General features: G+C 56.2%; 5 protein-coding genes. 2 read left to right on the top strand and 3 right to left on the bottom strand.

Features of this window, described 5'->3' with window-relative positions; translation table 11 throughout:
- Positions 1-48 precede the first annotated feature (48 nt).
- A complete protein-coding gene (gene rcsC / locus GW579_RS07120) occupies positions 49-2916 on the top strand; it encodes a two-component system sensor histidine kinase RcsC (protein ID WP_165058265.1) in 2868 nt (955 codons plus the stop codon).
- 75 nt (positions 2917-2991) lie between these two features.
- Here the strand turns inward: rcsC and rcsB are convergent, their stop codons facing one another.
- The 3 genes from rcsB to GW579_RS07105 are packed head-to-tail and all read right to left on the bottom strand — an operon-like array spanning position 2992 to position 7596.
- Positions 2992-3642: a response regulator transcription factor RcsB gene (gene rcsB / locus GW579_RS07115; protein WP_013574620.1), complete on the bottom strand. Its 651-nt coding sequence runs from the start codon at positions 3640-3642 to the stop codon at positions 2992-2994.
- Positions 3643-3646: 4 nt separating this feature from the next.
- A complete protein-coding gene (gene rcsD, locus GW579_RS07110; protein ID WP_165058263.1) occupies positions 3647-6337 on the bottom strand; it encodes a phosphotransferase RcsD in 2691 nt (896 codons plus the stop codon).
- A gap of 38 nt (positions 6338-6375) precedes the next feature.
- The gene (locus GW579_RS07105) at positions 6376-7596 is read right to left on the bottom strand and encodes an MFS transporter (protein WP_235937320.1); all 1221 of its coding nucleotides are present in this window, start codon (positions 7594-7596) and stop codon (positions 6376-6378) included.
- 754 nt (positions 7597-8350) lie between these two features.
- Here GW579_RS07105 and GW579_RS07100 point away from each other — a divergent pair.
- Positions 8351-22219 (top strand): Ig-like domain-containing protein, encoded by a 13869-nt coding sequence (locus GW579_RS07100; protein ID WP_165058261.1) that lies wholly within the window; start codon positions 8351-8353, stop codon positions 22217-22219.
- The last annotated feature ends 63 nt before the right edge of the window (positions 22220-22282 follow it).

Genomic DNA, 22282 nt, shown 5'->3' with positions numbered 1-22282 from the left:
ATCCTAAACGTATCCTGCTCACTGAGCCGTTACACCGATGGTTAATCCTTGAAATATCTTGCTTCGTTTCGAACAACGCTAAAAATATCCCGCTATCTGTTCCGGGTGCTGGCGCTTATGTTGTGGACACTGGGTGTGCTGCTGACCACCTTTTATGTGCTGAATATCTTCCACAACAAAGAATCTGAGATCCGCGATGAGGATAACCTCAACTACGATCTGGCGCAGAGCTACGTCAAAAACTCCAATGACGTCATGCACAGCATAAAGTTCATGGCCGAAAAGCGTCTCAGCGATTCCATGAACGGGCTGGATATCATCAATGGCATGATCAGCACCAAAAGCACGCCGCCGACCTATCTTTCGCTGTTTCCTGAGTCCGATTGTTCTCAGATAAACAGCAGCTACCGCAACTCGCTGGCGTCGCTTGGTAACATGATCCATTACTGGAAAGACAATTTCTCCGATGCTTACGATCTGAATCGTGTGTTCTATATCAGCGGCGAGAATTTGTGTCTGGTGGATTTTGGGGTCAGCAGCGAACCGCTGGAGCGTGAAAGTCAGGAGCAGCTGAAATCGTTGCATGAGAAAATCCTGCAATACCGCAACGGTAAAAACCAGGACAAGGCCAACAGCCTGTACTGGGTGTCGCAGTCCGGTAATAAAGATTCCGGCTATCTGTATGTATTAACCCCAATTTATGTCGGTAATAAACTCGAAGCGCTGATGGGTATTCAGCAAAATTTGCGTCTTGAAGATTTACTGAATCCTAATGCCCAGCACACCGGCGTGACGCTGCTGGATGAAGACGATCAGCCGTTGCTGAGCATTTCTGAAGATGACGGTAACACGGCGACGCTGGGAAATTACCCGGAAGAAAGCTCTTATTTCGGCTACATGAACGGCTATAAAGATCTCATTTATAAAAAGCCGCTGACACCATCCACGCTGAGCGTAGTCTATTCAATGCCGTTCAACACCTTGCTTGAACGGTTCAAGATACTGATTTTCAACGCCGTATTGCTGAATATCTTCTCCGGTCTGCTGCTATTTATTCTGGCCTGGGTATTTGAGCGTAAGATGTTCTTACCGGCGGAAGAAAACGCGTTCCGTCTGGAAGAACATGAGCAGTTTAACCATAAAATCGTTGCCTCGGCGCCGGTAGGAATTTCGATTCTGCGCATCAGTGATGGCGTGAATATCCTGAGTAATGAGCTGGCGCATAATTATATCAATATGCTGACGCAGGAAGACCGCCAGCGTATTACGCGGATCATCTGCGACCAGCAGGTCAATTTTGTTGATGTGATTACCAAGAATAACAACAACATCCAGCTGAGTTTCGTTCACTCTCGCTACCGGAATGAAGACGTGGCCATCTGCGTTCTGATAGACGTCAGCTCGCGGGTGAAAATGGAGGAATCACTCCAGGAAATGGCCAATGCGGCGGAACAGGCCAGCCAGTCGAAATCCATGTTCCTGGCGACGGTCAGCCATGAATTGCGTACGCCGCTGTACGGGATTATCGGTAACCTGGATTTACTGCAAACGCAGGGGCTGCCGCAGGGCGTTGACCGTCTGGTAACGGCGATGAACAACTCCTCGGCGCTTTTACTGAAAATCATCAGCGACATTCTCGACTTCTCGAAAATTGAATCCGAGCAGCTGAAAATCGAGCCGCAGGAATTCTCGTGCCGTGAAGTGATTACCCACATTGCCGGCAACTATCTGCCGCTGGTGGTGAAAAAGCACCTCGGCCTTTACTGTTTTATCGAGCACAACGTGCCGCTGTCGTTTAACGGCGATCCGGTGCGTTTGCAGCAGGTCATTTCGAATATCCTGAATAACGCGATCAAATTTACCGATACCGGCTGTATCGTTTTGAACGTCAGAACCTGCGGTAATTATCTGGAATTCCAGGTGCGCGATACCGGCGTGGGCATCCCGGAGCGGGAAATCACCCGCCTGTTTGACCCGTTCTTCCAGGTCGGAACCGGCGTGCAGCGCCACTTCCAGGGCACCGGGCTCGGGCTGGCGATTTGTGAAAAGCTGATCAACCTGATGGATGGCGACATTGACGTTGAATCCGAACCGGGGCTGGGCAGTTCGTTTACCGTGCGTATTCCGTTGTACAACGCCACGTTCCCGTCCGAAGAACCGCTCGATAACTGGCAGGACAAAACGGTCTGGCTGGATGTGCGTAACGCGTATCTGGAAAGCTATCTGATGCAGCTGCTACGTTACCACGGCGCGAATATTCAGCGCTTTGAGGCAGGAATGCAAAGCCAGCGCGAAGATGTGCTGATCACCGATACGCCGCTCATCCACAAAGGTGAACTGGCGGCACAGATTGAGTTTTCTATCGCGCACATCGGGCCGCCGGTCGAGACACGCCCGGGGTACTGGGTTCACAGCACCTCGACGCCGCTGGAAATCACCGCGCTGCTTAACCGTATTTACCGGCTGGAAACGTCAGCAGAAGAAGGCGGTTTACCGGCACCGGAAGCCACTGTGGTTCACGATTACAGCGATATCACATTGCTGGTGGTGGATGACCATCCGATCAACCGGCGTCTGCTGGCAGATCAGCTGGGCACGATGGGATACGTCGTGGTGACGGCGAATGACGGTATGGACGCGCTGGACGCCATGCGTTCCCATGAAATCGACATCGTTCTCAGTGACGTAAACATGCCACGGCTGGATGGTTACGGGCTGACCCAAAAACTGCGTGAGCTGGGCCATACGCTGCCGGTGATTGGCGTGACTGCCAACGCACTGGCCGAACAACGTCAGCGTTGTCTGGAAGCGGGGATGGATAACTGCCTGTCGAAACCGGTCACGCTGGAGACGTTGCGCGATACGCTTAGTTACTACAGCGCGCTGGTTCGCAAGAAACGGGAAAGTGAGCAGTAATAGAAAAGCAAAAGGCACCCGGAGGTGCCTTTTTTATGTCTTAACGTTCAATAATCAGAGTAACGTCCTGAAACGTTAGTCTTTATCGACTGGCTGGGAACTGACGGAAGACAGGTAGTTAAGCAGGGCGATATCGTTTTCCACGCCCAGTTTAAGCATCGCAGATTTCTTCTGGCTGCTGATGGTTTTGATGCTGCGGTTCAGCTTTTTAGCAATCTCTGTCACCAGGAAGCCTTCTGCAAACAGACGCAGAACTTCGCTTTCTTTCGGAGACAGACGCTTGTCGCCGTAACCGTTGGCGCTGATTTTTTCCAGCAATTTGGCAACGCTGTCAGGGGTAAACTTCTTGCCCTTCTGCAACGCGGCCAGCGCTTTCGGTAAATCGGTTGGCGCGCCTTGTTTTAGCACAATCCCTTCAATATCCAGATCCAGGACAGAGCTCAGGATCGCCGGATTATTGTTCATGGTCAGAACAATAATGGACAGCTGCGGATAGTGACGTTTGATGTACTTGATCAGCGTAATGCCGTCGCCGAATTTGTCGCCTGGCATTGAAAGGTCAGTAATCAGAACATGGGCGTCAAGTTTGCTTAAGCTGTTAACCAGTGCTGTCGAGTCTTCGAATTCACCGACAACGTTCACCCATTCAATTTGTTCAAGGGACTTACGAATACCAAACAGGACGATAGGATGGTCATCAGCAATAATTACGTTCATATTATTCATGTGATTAGCTACCTTGCTGGAGCAGTCTGGAGACAAAAGAATCAATGTGATTGATGGTTTCAGTAATCTGTAATGCATCGCCGTCTGCGATGTATTGTTCTAACGCTTCGCACATTTGCTTGCCGGGAGTCAGATTCAGCATGGCGAATACCCCCTTAAGGCGATGTGCTGTTTGTGACAGTGACGTAAAATCACGACGTTGGTTTTCATTATACAGTTTCTCAAGATCTTCCGGTACTGTCTCGACAAAAAGCTGATAGTAATCGCTTGATTTTAACTGCTTTTCGTACTGATCGAGAGAGTCTTCGCCGGGTTCTTCGGGTGAAACACTGTCATCGGAAACAGAAAATTGCTGTTCGATTAACAGTAAGGTTGCGTCGATCAGCGCACTGCTGATGTTGTAATTGACGCGAATATAATGCTTTTCAAGCGGCTGGAAACCGGCTTCATCGTCGGTCAGCAGCAGCGTATATTTATCGCTGTTTTGCGCATTATCCGTCAGTAAAACGTCGTACTCGCGCGTCACCTGGCGCTCGTCTGCCACAATACACACCGCGCCATATGCATTCATGGTGCGGGTGACAATGCCGCGAACTTCTTCCGAGGTGATGTCGAGTAAAACCGTGACATCATTGAGCAACTGCTCATGTTCGGCTTCCACTTCCTGCGCCTGCGGACGCTGCTTCACGCGCACGGTGTAGCGGGTTCCGATGTTCAGCTTACTGCGGATTTCGAGCTGACCGCCGAGCTTCTTGCACAGCTGATTACACAGGAAGAACGTCAGTCCTGACCCGTGATTAAAGCGATCGACTAACGTCTGGCTCAGGAAAGGATAATTCAGATTGCTCAATTCTTCCTTCGAAATTCCGCTGCCGGTGTCGGTAATGTGGAAAATCAGCTGATCCGGGCGATCTTCGTCCTGTTCACTGGTCAGCGTGATTTTGCCCAGCGACGTGGTAACGATGGCGTAATCGATCAGCAGCGACAGAATTTTCTTCACCGCCTGCATATCGCCAACAAAGGACGCTTCCGGCGCAATCTGGAAATGGTTCAGCAGCCCGAGCCCTTTCTGGCTGAGGCGGGGCAGGGCGTCGAGTAACAGTTCATCAACCATCGCCGATAACACATAACCGTCGCTGGAAGGCTGCCAGTCCTGCGTTTCCAGCCGCGTCAGCAGGGTAATATTGTCCACCAGCGTCAGTGCGTTACGCGATTCATTGAGCAGTTTGGCTTCCAGCGCCAGACGCTCTTCCGGTTGCTGTTCTTCGGTCAGCGCCTGCGCCAGTCCGTTGAGTTCCTGAAGCGGCTGGTTAAGCTCAATGCCCAGATTATGCAGCATCAGTTTGCGCGCCTGGAGGTTCTTTTCGAACTCGCGTTTGGCCTGTTGCAGCGTCCGGTTCACCATCACTTCTTTGTCCTGATCGTGCAGCATGAACAGGTAGGTTTCCGGTGAAATCTGGCTGCGGAGCATGCGTATCTCGTACACCTCATTATTGACGGTGGCCTGTATCGTACCGTGATGCTGCTCGGCCATATTGGCAATTTTATTGAGGCTCAGGTGCGGCAACAGCTGATCGGCAATCTTGTTGCTCAGGATCACGCTGTGGTTACTGAAATTGTACACCAGCAATCCGAGCGGCAGACCGGAGATAATTTCCTGATTGAGCGCCTGCTGCATCTGCAACTGCGCCGCCATATTTTCGCTCGGGCGGATGTACTGATGGCGGATGAAATAGATACTCGCCATCGCAAGCCCCATCAGGAACAGATTGATGAGGATCAGCCAGAAGTTGTTGCGCGACAGATCCACGACCAGGCTAAACAGCGGCACATGGTAAGTCAGCGACAGCGGAGAGTTGTTCAGAGGGACATTAAAGACCATCGACCAGCCTTGCAGCGTAATGGTACTCGCGGCGCCGTCGTCGGTCGGATCCCCTTCATTGACGTCCGAGGTATTGCCGTTGAGCTGGAAATTATCCCGCGCCATGCTCGACGGGATCAGGTCGCTCATCGGTAAATCAAAGGCAATTACCGTTGCCAGATGACCCGGATTATTGAAGGTCGTGCGCAGGGAGAATGAATATTCATTGCTCTGGCGGGATTTGCGCAGCGGAGAATAACTTTCCCGCTCGTCCAGCGTGTTGGCTTGCTGGAGCATCTCCGCACGGCGCGATTGCAGCGTGCTGGTGAAATAGTTTTCTTTCAGCCGGGAATCCTGCTGCTGCAACGGCACTGTGGTAATCAGCATCATGCTGTTGTCCTGGCCATTCAGATAATACAGGGAATAAGGCAGGGTGGTTGAGCCCCACTGATCGTCGAGAAATGCCGAGACCTTCAACGTGAGATCCAGCGTCGAGCTGTCGTGCGTACCGAAGATCAGCGCATCCGTTTTCTTATGCGGCTTGGAAACGAAGAACATATCCTGACGAAGACGGATTTCCTGCGCATTCACTGCATCGGGCGTCATCGGCTGACCGGAAAAATCATCGTAAATCTGGTAAGTCATGTAGCGATATTTATCGATGCGTTTTTGCAACTGATCGGCAAGAGTTTGCGTCGTGTGCAGTTTGTCATTCATGTACGCGTTGGTGTAGTTGTAACCGTAAAGGCCCAGCCCCACGACCAGCAACAGAATGAACAACCAGAAGAAACGCGTAATGTTGGTTGATGTCAGTGATAAATATTTACCAGCCATGATGATGAATTTTTTCCTTCATTCTTGTTATCACTCTTTTATCGGAGCACGGCTTTCGCGCAGGCCGTGACACATAACATCATTGCTGCCACGCAGCCCAGTGCGACAGACAAACTGCTCAGTTGCGCGATAAAGCCAATCAGCGCGGGACCCGCCAAAATACCGGCATAACCCAGGGTTGTCACGGAAGCGATAGCCATGCTGGCGGGCATCGCCGTCTGATTCCCCGCGGCGCTGAACATAATAGGCACCAGATTCGACGCACCAAAACCGGTCATGATGAAGCCGAGACCGGCAAACCAGAGATTGTCTACCGTGGTCAGTAAAATCATACCAAGGCTGGCGCAAAGGCTGCCAAACATCAGCACTTTATAACGTCCCATTGCCGCAATAATACGGTCGCCGGTCAGGCGGCCCAGGGTCATCGCAATAGAAAACACCGCATAACCCAGACCGGCCTGATGGGCGGAAACGCCGCGTTCCGTGGTCAGGAACAGCGCGCCCCAGTCCAGCATTGAGCCTTCGGTCAGGAACATCACAAAACATAAAAAACCGAGCAAAATCACCCAGCCGCGCGGCAGAACAAACATCGGCCCGTCGCCGTCGTGACGGGTGTCTTTCCAAAAATGAGGGCTGGTCAGCACCACTAAAACAGCCAGCGCGGCCACCACGATCATCACCGAAATAAACGGTGTCATGCCCAGAAAGAGCAGGCCGGTGATGGCCAGTGCGCCAAAAATACTGCCCATGCTGAAAAAGCCATGGAACCCGGACATCATCGCGCGTCCGCTGGCTTTTTCGACCACCACGGCGTGAACGTTCATCGCCACATCGACCATGCCAATTGCTGCGCCGAATACCAGCAAAATCAGCGCCATACCTTCAACGCTGTTCATTAGCGTCAGTAACGGCAGCGCCAGCAAAAGCAATGTGCTGGCGATTAAAATCACGGTTTTGCACCCGAGTTTACCGGTGAGAAAACCGGTCAGCGGCATCGAAAACGTCGAGCCTGCGCCGATACACAGAAGCAATAATCCGAGCGTGCCGTCGCTGATATCGAGCCGCAATTTTACAAACGGCACCAGCGGCGCCCAGGCTGCCATGGCAAAGCCGGAAAGCAGAAAAATAAGCCGTGTCGCGTGTTGCTGTGCGACGCCGGGCTGTGGCGTTCCGGCGATTTGTTCTTCTGAAGAATTCTGTGAATCAACGTCTGAAATACTTTCTTTAGCAGGCTGTGTGAGCAGCGGGTCATGAGGCATGGTGCAAAATCCCTTTGTACTGATTGGCGAAATTATAAAAAAAATTAATTAATCAATCCTGCTGCCGGTTTTCTCTCTGAAACGGGCCGGAAGGGGTTGCACGACAACCCGGTTTTCGCTTAACCCGTAGGCTTTTAACGGCTGAGAGGTTCTGAAAAACATCACACAAACTTACTAACCGGGCATCTTATCAGAAAGCATAAGTCACTGTGATTGCGCATAGTCTTAAATATTTGCTGGCGGAATACAGTAGTGCCAGAAAATCTAAGAGGCGATCACACAATTGGTAAGTCAATTTGATGAGTTATCAGTGCGGCTAATGCTTGATTTTATTAATAATGATCCCGCTTAGTCTTTAAGATGAAGTTGCAAACTTGTTATTTATCATCATGTTGTTTTTTAACGCTTTGGGCTAGAACAGGAATTACCTCGCGTCAAACTTATATTTCCACTCCAAACGATAAATAAATTTTATCTTAAAGATTATCTTTTTTTTATGCACTTAACTTAAATCATGCATATAACTTATGGAGTTTCGGACAAAAAGTTACCGTAACGATTACATAAAAAGAACATTCTAGCCTTAAATGACGTGTTAATTGCTCGATTTGTAGTCTATGGCATTCCCCAACACCAGTTGGAAGTTAACCCATTTTCGTAATGGTCATCATACCTGCTGAACCGCTCTTCTCCGATAACGGAAAGCGTGGGCCATGCGCGTGTGAGTCTCAACTGGATGTTATAGGGGTACAACATGGCTCAGAACGGTAGCGTTGTTATTGATGTTCTCTCTCGTAAAAATGGTGCAGTAATCTCTCAGGTTTCCAGTGCCAGTCAGGATGTTACCCTCAATCAGGCCAGCATAATTCGCATTCACGGCACCCGTGAAGCGGTGTCCAGCTATGAGCGCGTGGGCAATGATCTCGTCATCCACATGAAAGACGGCAGCACCGTCCGCTACCACAGTTTCTTCAACACCGAAGGTGCCGAAGACAGCGTTCTGGTATTCGATGATGGGGTTCATCCCATTGAACACGCCGCGTTTGTCGATACCGGTGCCACAGCCGGTGCCGTACCGATTGTTCCCGCTTATCAGACCATCCCGGATATCGGTGTTCTGCTTGAAGATTCCTCAAGCTTTAGCCCGGGCGTATTAGCCGCGGTGCTGGGCGTTGTGGCGCTCGGCGCGGGTATCGCGATTGCCGCCGGCGGCGGTGGTGGCGGCGGGGGCAGCAGCAGTAATAACGGCGGAAGCGATGGCGGCAACAATGGCGGGAATAACGGCGGCAACAATGGCGGGAATAACGGTGGCAACAATGGCGGGAATAACGGCGGCAACAATGGTGGGAATAACGGCGGCAACAACGGCGGAACCACCAATGAAGCGCCAACGCTGACGCTGGCCACGTTTGCCAACGGCAACGTCGTCAATAAAACGGCCGCAGAAAGTACCCAGAATTTCACCGGTGGCACCACTCACGCCGCCGCAGGCAGCACCATCGTGCTGACCATCAATGGCAAAACCTTCACAACCACCGTTGACGGCAATGGCAACTGGAGTGTTCCGCTGACGGCGGCTGAGCTGCACACGCTGGCCGACGGCACTTACGTGGTCAGTGTGACTGTAACCAACACCAATGGCGATAGCGTGACCAAAAGCGTCACCGTGGTGGTTGATACCACCCCGCCGGTGCTGACAGTCAATCCGGTGGATGGTGACAACGTCATCGATGCGATTGAACATCAGCAACCGCTGGTCGTGAGTGGAACCGCCTCGGTTTCTGAAGCCGGGCGCACCGTCGATGTGGTGCTTAATGGCGTGCACTACAGCGCCACCGTGACCTCAGAGGGCACCTGGTCCGTCACTATTCCGGCCAACGTCGTTTCTGCGCTGGCCGAAGGGAATTACACCCTCGCCACCTCGCTCACGGATGCCGCCGGTAACTCAACCACGACACCGGAAAGCTTTGTCATCAATGACAGCGCGGGCATTCTGACCGTCAATCCGATTTCCGGCGACGGCCAGCTCAATGCAACCGAAGCACAGTCCGCGCTGGTGATCACCGGAACGACGTCAAATGTCGCGGCGGGTACGCAAATTACCGTAGTTCTTGGCGGTGTGACGTATCACACAACCACTAACGCTGACGGCGGCTGGAGCCTGAGCGTGCCTTCCCCGGCGCTACAGGCGCTGACCGATGGCGAAACGACCCTGACCGTCAGTCTGGTTGATGCTCAGGGCGATACTATCAGTCAGTCGACCGGTCTTAATGTTGCCATTCACGGCGTCCCGCCAACTCTGGATCCGGTATTTGGCGGCGATAACACGCTTGATGGTACTGAATCCACCGCCACGCAGATTCTGACGGGTAACACCGGCCTGAAAGGCGACGGCCAGACAGTTACCGTGACCATTGGCGGGCAGCAACTCACCGGCACGGTCGACAGCGACGGCAGCTTTACCGTCAGCGTACCGCCATCTGTACTCGGCACTCTGCCACAAGGCACCAACAATATTACGGTGACCGTGACGGACACCGCGGGCAACCATAACACCCTCACCACGCCAGTGAGCGTTGACACCATTGCGCCAACCCTGACCGTCAATCCGCTGGAAGGCGACGGTTATATCAGCGTGGCCGAAGCCGCTGGGGTCATGATCCTGACCGGGACAGCATCGGTCAGTGAAGCAGGGCGCCCGGTGGTTATCACCATCAACGGCGTGGATTATCCCGGCGCGGTGGTTCAGCCGAACGGCACCTGGAGCGTGAGTATTCCGGCCGGTTCCCTGAGTAATCTCGATCAGGACGTCACGGTCACCGCGACCCTGACAGACACCGCAGGCAACCAGACCACCAATACCAGCACGATCCACGTGGCTTCCGATCCTCTCCTGCCGCCGGTTATCAGCATCAATCCGTTTACCGGAGATGATTTTATCAACGGTGCGGAAGTCAAAACGGCGCAGGTATTAAGCGGCACCACAACGCGGGTAGAAGCCGGTCAGATTGTGACGATCACCCTGAACGGACATACCTATACCGCTACTGTTCAGGCCAGCGGTAACTGGAACGTCATCGTTCCGGCTGCGGATATGATTGTGCTGACAAACGGTACGCAAACTATTACGGCGACGGTTTCGGATAAGGCCGGTAATGCGGCCACTCCGGGCACCGACACCTTCAATGTGGATATTACGCAGGAAGGTATCTCCATTGCGCCGATTACCGGCGACAACGTTATCAACGTGCAGGAAACGCAGAACGGTTTCCTGGTGACCGGTACCACGCTGGGGGTCTCAACCTTTGAGCTGGTACAACTTACTTTCGGATCCCTGGTTCGTCTGGCGCTGGTACAGCCGGACGGTACCTGGTCGGTGCAACTGACATCCAACGATTTGCTTGCTGCGGCAGGGGGCCTGACGGGCAACCTGCAATTTACCGCGATTGTTCAGGCAATGGATGGCTCGACGGTAAGTAACAGCGTTTCGGTCAATTACGATGCGATCAGTCCGGTACCGACGCTTAACACACCGTTTGGCGACGGTTATCTCAATATTGCCGAAGCGGCAACAGCTGAAACTCTGACCGGCACCACCGGGAAAGTCGGTGACGGGCAGATTGTGACCGTGACGATTGGCGGACATACCTACAACGCCACGGTGGATGGTACCGGCGCATGGTCGGTCAGCCTTCCGTCCGCCGATTTGCAGGCGTTACCGGCGGGCAGTAATGCGATAGTGGTCAATGTAACGGACAGCGCAGGCAACACCGCCACGCTGAACGCCACCACAACGGTCGATCTGACCGCGCCTGTGCTGACCATCAACCCGGTTTCCGGCGACGGTTACGTCAATATCAGTGAGGCGGCGGCAGACATCGCCGTCACCGGCACCGCCTCTGTTGCGGATGCGGGGCGCACCGTCACGGTGACGCTAAACGGCCAGACTTATACCGGCGTTGTCGGCGTCAACGGACAGTGGAGTGTGACAGTGCCAGCCGGTGCGCTGGCCGGTGTGGCCGACGGACAATATCCGCTGACCGCACAGCTTTCGGATGCGGCGGGCAATAGCACGACAGTCAGCGCTAACGTTCAGCTGGCCACCGATCCGACCTCCGCGCCGACCATTACCCTCAATGCCTTTGCTGGTGACAACATTGTCGATGGAGCTGAGCAGAGAGCGGCGCAGACCCTGAGCGGCACGACCACTCATGTGGAAGCCGGTCAGGTCGTTTCCATCCTGCTCAACGGCATTACTTACACGGCGACCGTGCAGGCAAATGGCAGCTGGAGCACCAGTGTCCCTTCTTCGGCGCTGACCGCACTGACTAACGGAACGCTGCAAATCACCGCCACCGTGCTTGATAAAGCCGGGAATCCGGCCAGCGGTTCGGAAGAGATCACCGTTAACAACCTGCAAAGCGGCCTGTCCGTGGATCCGGTAACCGGCGATAACCAGCTGAACGCACTTGAGGCGGCGGCGGGTGTCACCATCAGCGGAACCTCGGTCAACGTGCCGGTGAACGGCGTCGTGACCATTACGCTGAACGGTAAAACCTACACCGCCACTGTCGGCGTTGGCGGTGCCTGGAGTGCGCTGGTTTCAGCCAGCGATCTGGCGACGCTCAGCGATGGCCCGAACACGATCCGTGTCAGCGCGACCGATGCGACAGGGAACCCGGTCAGCAACACCGACGTTCTGAACGTCATCATTCATAACCTGCCAGCCGTGACCCTCAACCCGCCATTTGGCGATGGCATTCTGAATGCCGCTGAAACGGCGACCAGTCAGACGCTGACCGGTAACACCGGCGTGTCCGGCAACGGGCAAACTGTCACTGTGACGCTGGGCGGGGAAACGTATACCGCAACGGTGGGCGGCGACGGTTCATTCGCCGTGACCGTTCCGTCAACGGTGCTTTCCACACTGGGTCAGGGGGGGACAACGGTTCAGGTCGCGGCTTCCGATGCCGCGGGCAATACCAGCAACATCACGGTCCCGGTCACTGTTGATACTGTCGCACCGACCGTCACAATCAACCCTGTTGCCGGTGATGGCACCATTAATGCTGCGGAAGCGGACGCTGTTATTGCGGTAACCGGCACGACAGGCGTGACAGAAGTCGGCCAGACCGTGACGGTTTCCATCGGCGGGCACACTTACACCGGCGTGGTCGCTGCGGGGGGCGCGTGGACGGTGAATATTCCGGCTGACGCGCTGGCCAGCGTTGCTAACGGTCAGTACACCCTGACGGCGAGCATTACCGATGTGGCAGGCAATACCGGCAGCACCAGCACGCCGGTGACTATCGTGGCGGATCCGGCGCTTCTGCCAACGATTACCGTTAACACCTTCGCCGGTGATGATGTGCTTAATGGCGCCGAGCAACAGACCGCGCAGCTGATCAGCGGAACCACGACGCATGTGGAAGCAGGTCAGACAGTGACGATTACGCTGGGTGCACACACTTATAGCGCCACTGTGCAGGCCAGCGGTGCGTGGAGCGTTTCCGTTCCGGCGGTTGATTTACAGGAACTGGGTAATACCCAGTTTATCATTACGGCCAGCGTAAGTGACAAGGCGGGGAATCCGCAAAACGCCTCGCACCCGATTACGGTTGATACAACGCTGGGGGGGATTTCGATTGATACCATTGCCGGTGACAATAACGTCAACGCGACGGAGGCGGCTGCGGGGATCACCGTCAGCGGCACCACCAGCAATGTCCCGATTGGCACAGTCGTCACCGTATCGTTGGGCGGGCAGAATTACCCGACAACGGTTATTGATGCGGCCGGGCACTGGTCAGTCAATATTCCATCATCCGCCTTTGCGGGGCTGGCGGATGGCACCAGCCATGTGATCGCCACCACGGTGAGCACCGATTTGGGTAACGTCACCAGTACGGTCGATATTGGCATTTACACGCAGGTACCTGTCCCGACCATCAATGCACCGTTTGGTGACGGCCAGCTGGGCACCGCTGAAGCGGCCGCCGTACAGACTCTGACCGGGACGACCGGCCTGACCGGTGACGGCCAGACGGTTGAGGTGATCATCGACGGTCATACCCTGACCGGCACTGTGGCCAGCAATGGCACCTGGACGGTCACCGTGCCAGCGGGCACCCTGACCGGTGTAACCGAAGGTCCGACGCCAATTCAGGTTAACGTGACCGATGCCGGTGGCAACACCGGCACTACGACCGGTTCAGTCAATATCGACTTCACACCGCCGACGCTGACGCTTGCCAACGTTGCAGGCGATAACGTCATCAACGCGCAGGAGCTGGCGGGTATCATTACGCTTTCCGGGCAGGCGGATGCGGCCGATGCCGGGCAGACAGTGACATTGCAATTTGGCGGCCAGACTTATCAGGCCGTCGTGCAACCTGGCGGTGCGTGGAGCTTCGATGTTCCGGCGGGCACGCTGACCGGCACAGCAGACGGTAGCTATACGCTGACCGCCACGCTGAAAGATCTGGCGGGAAATACCACGACGACGACGGAAACCTACACCGTAGTTGCCGCGCATCCGCCGGTGCCGTCACTCAACACGCCGTTTGGCGATACCTTCCTCAACCTCAATGAAGCCGATGTTGCCCAAACCCTGACCGGGACGACCGGCCTTCTGGGCGCAGGCCAGACGGTGGTAGTGAATATTGAGGGTGTCGATCACCCGGCGACTGTAGATGCGAACGGTGTCTGGACGGTTACCCTCAGCGCAACGGATTTGCAGGCCATATCGGAAGGCCCGCAAACGGTTCTGGTCACGGCAACCGACAGCGTCGGCAACGTGGGTACCGTCAGCAGTGCAATCACAGTCGATTACACGTTGCCAACGCTGAGCTTTAACCCGGTGGCGACGGATAACATCATCAACGCCGCCGAAGCGCTGCAACCGGTGGTGATCAGCGGAACGTCCGATCTGCCGGATGCCGGTCAGACGGTTTCTGTCGTACTGAGCTTCAACGGCGTGACGTACAACGCTGTTGTTCAGCCGGATGGCAGCTGGAGCTTCACGCTGCCAAGTGGTGTGGTGCAGGCACTGACGGATACTACTTATACGCTGACGGCAACCATCACCGATGCGGCCGGGAACGTGACGACCGGAACCCATACCTTCAGCGTCGATGCGGCTGCGGCTAATTTGCCAACGCTGACCATTACCGCGGTTTCCACTGATGATTACATCAACGCTATCGAAAAAGGCCAGCCGGTACCGATTACCGGTACCACGACGCATGTAGAAGCAAACCAGGTTGTTACAGTGGTGTTTAACGGCCAGACCTACACGGCCATTGTGCAGCCGAACGGAAGCTGGACGGCGAGTGTACCAGCGGAAGATCTGGTCGGATTGTCCGACGGGCCGCTGACGGTTACGGCGTCCGTGACCGACGCGGCGCAGAATCCGGCCACGGCGTCGCACAATGCTACCGTAATTGCCCAGCCGGGTGACTTGCCAACGGTGACCATTAACGCGGTGTCCGGCGACGGCAACTTCAACATCATCGAACACAACCAGGCGACAACCATTACCGGCACGTCAACCCGTGTTCCTGTGGGCGGAATTATCACGCTGGTCATCACCGGTGAAGGTTATACCCACACGTATACCGCGACCGTGCAGGCCAATGGTAGCTGGAGTATTCCGCTGACGGCGGCGCAGGTGCAGGAATTGCCAGCGGGCAATAACACCTTCACCGTGACGGCGGATGACGTGGCGCAAAATGTGGCGACTGCGACGCAAAACGTCACGGTAGACCTGATTGCTCCGACGCTGAGTGTCACGGTGAATACCGGCGGTGACGGTTACATCAATCTGGCTGAGGCCGTGGCAGGCCTTCCGCTTACCGGTCAGACTGACCCGAATCTGGTCGTCAAAATTACGCTTAACGGTAAGGATTACTTCAGTACGGCCAACGGATCCGGCGTGTGGACGCTGAATATTCCGGGCGTGGATCTTCAGGCCATCACCACGGACGGCAACAAAACGGTCAGCGTCAGCGTCAGCGATGCAGCCGGAAACACCGCCAGTAACTCTGCTGATTTTACGCTGGCAATCCATGCGTTGCCGGTGCTGACGCTGGGCGTTGTGGCCGGCGATGGTGTGCTCAATATCAGTGAAGCAACCGCAGGGATCACACTCACCGGCACCAGCAGCGGGCTGGCACCGGGTTCGACCGTTCTGGTGACCATTCCGGGGCTGGCGACGCCGGTATCCGGGACGGTCAATCCGGACGGACTTGGCTGGACTGCAACCGTTGCGCCGGGTGCGCTCAGCGGGCTGACGAGCGGCGTGGTGCAGGTCACCGTGACGGCGCAGGACGTGGCCGGTAACCCGGCGTCTTCCAGCGCCAGTCTGGATATCGAGCTGGGCGCACCGCCGGTGCCGACGATTAATACGCCGTTCACCGACGGCATTCTGAACGCCGCCGAAGCGGCAGCCACTCAGCTGATTACCGGTACTACCGGCATTACCGGTCCGGGCCAGACCGTTCTGGTGACGATTGACGGCACACCGGTGCTGGCAACAGTCGGCAATAACGGCGTCTGGACGGCCACCGTGCCTTCCGGCCTGTTACAGGGGCTGGCGGATGCGACACACACCATCAGCGTGACCACCACCGACAGTGCGGGCAACGTCAGCACTGCCGGAACCCTTGATTTCACCGCCCTCACGCACACACTGCCGGTAGCCGGGATCAACACGCCATTTACCGACGGCATTCTGAACTTCGATGAAGCATCTAATCCGCTGGGGCAGGTCATCACCGGCACCACCGGGATCACCAGTGCAGGCCAGACAGTTACCGTGGTCATCAACGGTAACGCTGTGCCGGTGGTGGTTGATGCAGCGAACGGAACCTGGAGCGTTTCACTCACTTCTGCCCAGCTGTTGTCCTTGCAGGATGGCACCTGGCCGGTTGTTGTAACCGTGACCGACAGCGCCGGAAACTCCTCGGTGCTGCCAGTTTCTGTCGGGGTACAGATTCATTCCCTGCCTGCACCAACCATCGATTTGCCATTCGGTGACGGCACGCTGAATATTACGGAAGCCTCTGTGGCGACCGGCGGGCAGACCATTACCGGTACAACCGGAGTGATCGGCGCAGGGCAAACCGTCAGCGTCGCTATTGCGGGCATCACGGGCAGTCCGTTTACGGCAACGGTGGATGCGGCAACCGGCGCCTGGAGTCTTAACCTGACGCCTGCCCAGCTGGCAACGCTGGGGCTGGCGACGGCAACGCATGCCATCACAGTCACGGCGACCGATGCTGTCGGTAACCATAATGATGCAACGGTAAGCTTTACCTCCCACCTGTCCGGGCCGGTGCCGGTCATTAATGAACCTTTCGCGGACGGCAACCTGAATATCGCTGAAGCCGCAGGTGTGAACATCATCACGGGTAACACCGGCATCACCGGCGACAACCAGAACGTTAAACTGACTATCGACGTCGGTGGCACCACCTATACCGCGACTGTCGATCCGCTCACAGGTAACTGGACTGTCAGCCTGCCTGCGGGCGTACTGAATTCTCTGGGCAGTGGTACGCATGATATCAACGTGACGGTTACGGATGCGGCGGGCAACAGTGCGCCAGCGACGCTGCCATTCACCAGCTATCTCACCGCACCAGGTGTCACCATCAACACGCCATTTGGTGATGGTTATCTGAGTGCCGCCGAAGCAGCCGCGGTTGCCACAACGCCAGTCATCCTCAACGGGACGACGGGCGTGACGGGTGCCGGGCAAAGCGTGGTGGTACTTGTCGGCGGTATCGCAATTCCGGGCGCGACGGTAGATGCGGACGGTAACTGGACGGTTTCTCTGAGCGCGGGGGAAATCGCCGATCTGCCGCAGGGACCGCAGCTGATCAGCGTGACCGCGACGGACGGCGGCGGTAATACCGGTTCGGCCTCAACCGATGTCGGCATTGCTGTCACCCTGCTTCCATCAGTGGCAGTCACCTCGTTTGCCGGTACCGGTTTTGACCTGACCTATGCAGAAAGTCAAAACCCGCAAACCATTACCGGTACCACCGTGAATGTGCAGGCCGGGCAACAGGTGACTGTTGCTGTCGGCGGCATTACCCATCAGGCAACGGTACTCGGTGATGGCTCATGGACATTAACGCTGACCCCGGCGGAACTGGCTACGCTGACCACCGGTGAAATTATCACTGCGCAAGTTTCCGATCTGGCCGGTAACCTGGCTAACGGTGTTTCCCTGCCGGTCAGCGTGGATCTGACGCCGCCAGTCACGCCAACGCTGACGATTGATCCGGTTACCGGCGACAACGTCATCAACGTGGCGGATAACAATCCGACCAACATCACCGTTTCTGGTAAATCCATCAACGTGCCGGACGGCACGCCGGTGAATGTGACGGTGGGGGGCAATGCGCATGTGGCCACGGTCACCGGGGGGACCTGGTCAGTTTCTGTGGCGGCTTCTGAATTCGTGAACGGCACCAATACAACGGTCACCGCAACCACCCTTCTTCCGCCGACCATTGCCACACAAACCGTCGTGGTCGATACCAGCGCGCCGGTGGTGACCATCAACGACTTTACTGCGGACAACACTATCAACAACCTTGAATCGAAATCGGCGCAAACCATTTCGGGTACGGTGGTTGATAACAACAATAACGATGTGGGCAGTGTGGTGACCGTTTCGCTCAACGGTAAAACCTACACCACGACCGTGCTGGCGGGCGGTCTCTGGTCGGTCAGCGTACCGGCCGCCGATTTGCAGGCGCTGCCGCAGGGCACCGGCAACACCATTACCGCGACGGTCACGGATGCTGCCGGTAACCTCGGGGCTGCGACGCCACATCCGATTACTGTCGATACTTCCGCGCCGCTGCTCGCCCTTAATGCGGTTGCCGGAAACAACATCATTAATCTGGCTGAATCACTGGTAAACGTCGTGCTCGGCGGGACGTCCTCCGGTGCGGATGGTCAGACGGTGACGGTGACACTCGGTGGTGCAACCATCGGGACGGCACTCATTCAGCCGGGCGGCGCCTGGTCTCTGAACCTGACGCCAGCGCAGATGTTGCTGCTCAATGACGGTTCCCTGACCCTGGCGGCGACGGTCTCCGATGCGGCGGGTAACACCACCAGCGTCTCAGCCGGTCTGGATATTTTCTTCAACAAACTGCTCGATGTGAGCGTGGCCAGCGGACTGGGACTAACCGACGGTTACCTCAGTCTGGCGGAATCTCAGGTCGCGCAAATCCTCAGCGGTACGGCAATTGGCGCAGGCGTGGGTTCAGTGGTGTCTACCGTGATTAACGGCACGACACTGTCTGCCATCGTCGGCGCCAACGGTGCATGGGCCTTCACCATTCCGGCAACGTTGCTGGGTGCATTGGGTGATGGCACACAGGTTCTGAACCTGACCATCACTGATGCTGCCGGTAACGTCAAAGTTGAACCGCTGAACATTGACGTCATAAAAACCCTGCCGGTGCTGGGTGCGCTTGATCCGATCTTTGGCGGCAACGGCCTGCTGAATGCGGTCGAAGCACTGACCGCACAGACTATCGGCGGGGTGGCAACGGCAGTGGATGGCACGCAGGTGACCGTCACGCTGGGCGGTAAAACCTACAATACAACGGTGACGGCGGGTGCCTGGAACATCAGCATTCTGCCGGGTGACCTGGCCACGCTGCTCGACGGCAATCTGAACATAGGCATTACGCTGACAGACCCGGCGGGCAACTCCACCAGCACTACGATTCCGGTGGGTATTGCGATCCACAACCTGCCAACCGTCGTGCTTAACACGGTGTTTGGCGACGGCGTGCTCAATATCGCCGATTTGCTGGTCAATCAGACGATCAGCGGAACCGTGTCGAACGTGGCAGCAGGAACGGCGATTGCGGTGCAGGTCGGTACACAGACTATTAATGGCGTGGTCGATGCGACGGGGCATTTCCTGGTCACCGTTACACCGGATATTCTCAGCACGCTGGCCGGTACGACAGCGGCTGTGAGCGTCAGCGTTGTGGATGCGGCGGGTAACGTCGGCACTGCGGCTGCCAACGCCGTACTCGACCTCGTCAGGCCGGTCATCAACCTCACTTCTGTGCTGGGTGACGGGCTGCTCAGCGCCGCTGACGCCCTGACTACTCAGGTGATTGGTGGGACGATCGGGGGTGTGGCGACCGGCACGCAGGTTCAGGTGACGCTTGGCGGGAAAACCTTCCTCGGCGTGACCGACAACACCGGTGCCTTCAGCATCACCCTGCAACCGGGTGACCTGAAAGCACTGGGCGACGGCACCTTTGTGGTCGGCGTTTCTGTCACGGACAGCGGTGGCAACACCACCACGGTCAATGGTTCGCTGACGTCCATTGTCAACGCGATACCGAAAATTGTGCTGGATCCGATCTTTGGCGGTGACGGAATTCTTAATGCTGCTGAAGCGCTGCTCACGCAGACCATCAGCGGGACGGTGACCAACGGACGCGTCGGTGAAACGGTCAACATCAACATTGGTGATGGCTTGCTGAATCTGACTGCGGTCGTCGGCAGTGACGGCAAATTCTCCGCGTCACTTTCGCCGTTGCAACTGGCCGGATTGCTTGACGGCAACCTGACGATCGTCACCTCGGTGACCGATCCGGTGGGCAACACCGCATCGAATACTGTCGGCATCAACGTCGGTATCCACAATCTGCCATCGATTGTTCTTAATCCGATCTTTGGCGATGGCGTGCTTAACGTGGTTGACCTGCTGACGGGCCAGACCATCAGCGGTGTCGCCAGCAACGTGGCGGTGGGAACTCAGGTACAGATTAGCCTCAACGGTAAAAACTACGTGGCGACAACCGGTACCGGCGGCGTATTCAGCGTCACCGTTCCGGTGGTGGATCTGAAGACCATTCTCAATGGCTCGCCAAACGTGGTCGCCAGTTTGACGGATGCCACCGGCAACCCGGCGTCGGTGACCAGTGTACTGAGCGTAGTCGCACAGTCTCTGCCAACCATTACCCTCAACCCGCTGTTTGGCGATGGCCTGCTCAACGCCGCCGATGCGCTGCTCACCCAGACTATCAGCGGGACTACCACTAACGCGCAGGGTTCGACAGTCAGCATCAACGTCGGCGGTAATATCCTGACCGCGCTGGTGAAAGCCGACGGCACCTTTAGTGTCGCGATCCCGCAACTGACGCTTTCGAGCCTGCTCGACGGCACACTGAACGTGGCTGCATCCGTCACTAACGCCGCAGGCAATGCGGTGAGCGGCAACGCAACGGCGACGGTGGGGATTCATACGCTGCCATCGCTGGTGGTCAACACGCTGTTCGGTGGCGACCATTATCTGAATGCGGCGGAAGCGGGGGTGAATACCAACATTACCGGGACGTCCAACCTGACGAACGGTACGGTGAGCGTGACCGTCGGGACGGTGACGCATACCGGCACCATCACGAACGGCGTCTGGAGCGTGCCGTTTACCTCTGCAGAACTCAAAGGGCTGGCCGACGGTTCGACACAGGTTTCTGTGGTGGTCACGGACTCCGTGGGCAACATTGCAACGTCTTCGAACCTGCTGACCGTACTGACTCATGAACTGCCACTGGTCGCGCTGAATCCGTTGCTCGGCCTGACCCTTGGCGTGGTGGGCGGTATTCTGGGCGGACAGGGGCTGACGCTGAGCGGGACCAGCCGCAACATCGCTCAAGGCGGTCTGGTCAGCGTGACCCTGCTGGGGAATACGCTGGCGGGCACCGTACAGGCCGATGGTTCATGGACGGTTAAGTTCAGCAGCGCATTGCTGAGCAGTTACGGACTGACCGGGTTGCTGGCGGCATTACTTGGCGCGGTTGTTGAACTTAAAGCCGTCGATGTGGCAGGTAATGGTTTTGATGCACATGTCGGTCTGACCGTAGGTTCAACGTTGCCGGCTGACACCCAGACGCTCGCCGTACAGTCTCTGGCGGTAGAGGACACCCATACGCTGGCGGCGGTTCACACCACCGATACCAGCAGTTCAACCACAGACACCACCACCCACACCACCAGTACGCTGACCGATCCGCTGGTCACAGCGGACACCAGTTCGTCCACCACCAGCACCTCGACCAGTGCAACGTCGGAAACCACATCTCATGCGGACACGGCGTTCTCGATTGGTGGTGTCACCATCGACCTGACGGCAACGGACGGCGTGGCGATCGGCGGCGCCGGTAACGACACCATCTCGGTTCATACCCTTGATTTCTCGCAAATCGACGGCGGGACCGGTGTCGATACCTTGTTGCTGGCGGGCACCAATCAGCATCTGGATCTGACTTTGCTCGGGCTGAAAGTTGAACATATCGACATCTTCGATTTGGGCACTTCCGGCACCAACAGCATCTCGCTGAATCTGCACGAGGCGCTGAACGTGAAGGACAACCCGACGGATGAAGTGATCATCAAAGGGGGCGAAGGCAGCCTGGTGAACCTGCAAATGGGTACCGACGGCGCATGGGCTGAAACCGGGCAACGTACGGTGGATGGCCTGACCTTCGACGTTTATCACAACGCTTCACTCGATACATCCAACACGTTGGGAGACGTACTGGTGCAACACGGTTTACACGTCCAGCAAAGCTAAGTCAGACCTGCGCCTCCCTTTTAGCGGGGGGAGGCGCAACACCAAAACAATCGGCGTAATTAA

The organism is Rahnella contaminans (assembly GCF_011065485.1).
Lineage (GTDB): Bacteria > Pseudomonadota > Gammaproteobacteria > Enterobacterales > Enterobacteriaceae > Rahnella > Rahnella contaminans.
Note: the sequence above shows the minus strand (reverse complement) of the source record. Positions and strands in the feature narration are given on the sequence as shown.

Excerpts from the sequence above, each read along its gene's own strand:
- rcsB (WP_013574620.1), bottom strand. The coding sequence starts at position 3,642 with ATGAATAATATGAACGTAATTATTGCTGATGACCATCCTATCGTCCTG.
- rcsD (WP_165058263.1), bottom strand. The coding sequence starts at position 6,337 with ATGGCTGGTAAATATTTATCACTGACATCAACCAACATTACGCGTTTC.
- GW579_RS07105 (WP_235937320.1), bottom strand. The coding sequence starts at position 7,596 with ATGCCTCATGACCCGCTGCTCACACAGCCTGCTAAAGAAAGTATTTCA.
- GW579_RS07100 (WP_165058261.1), top strand. The coding sequence starts at position 8,351 with ATGGCTCAGAACGGTAGCGTTGTTATTGATGTTCTCTCTCGTAAAAAT.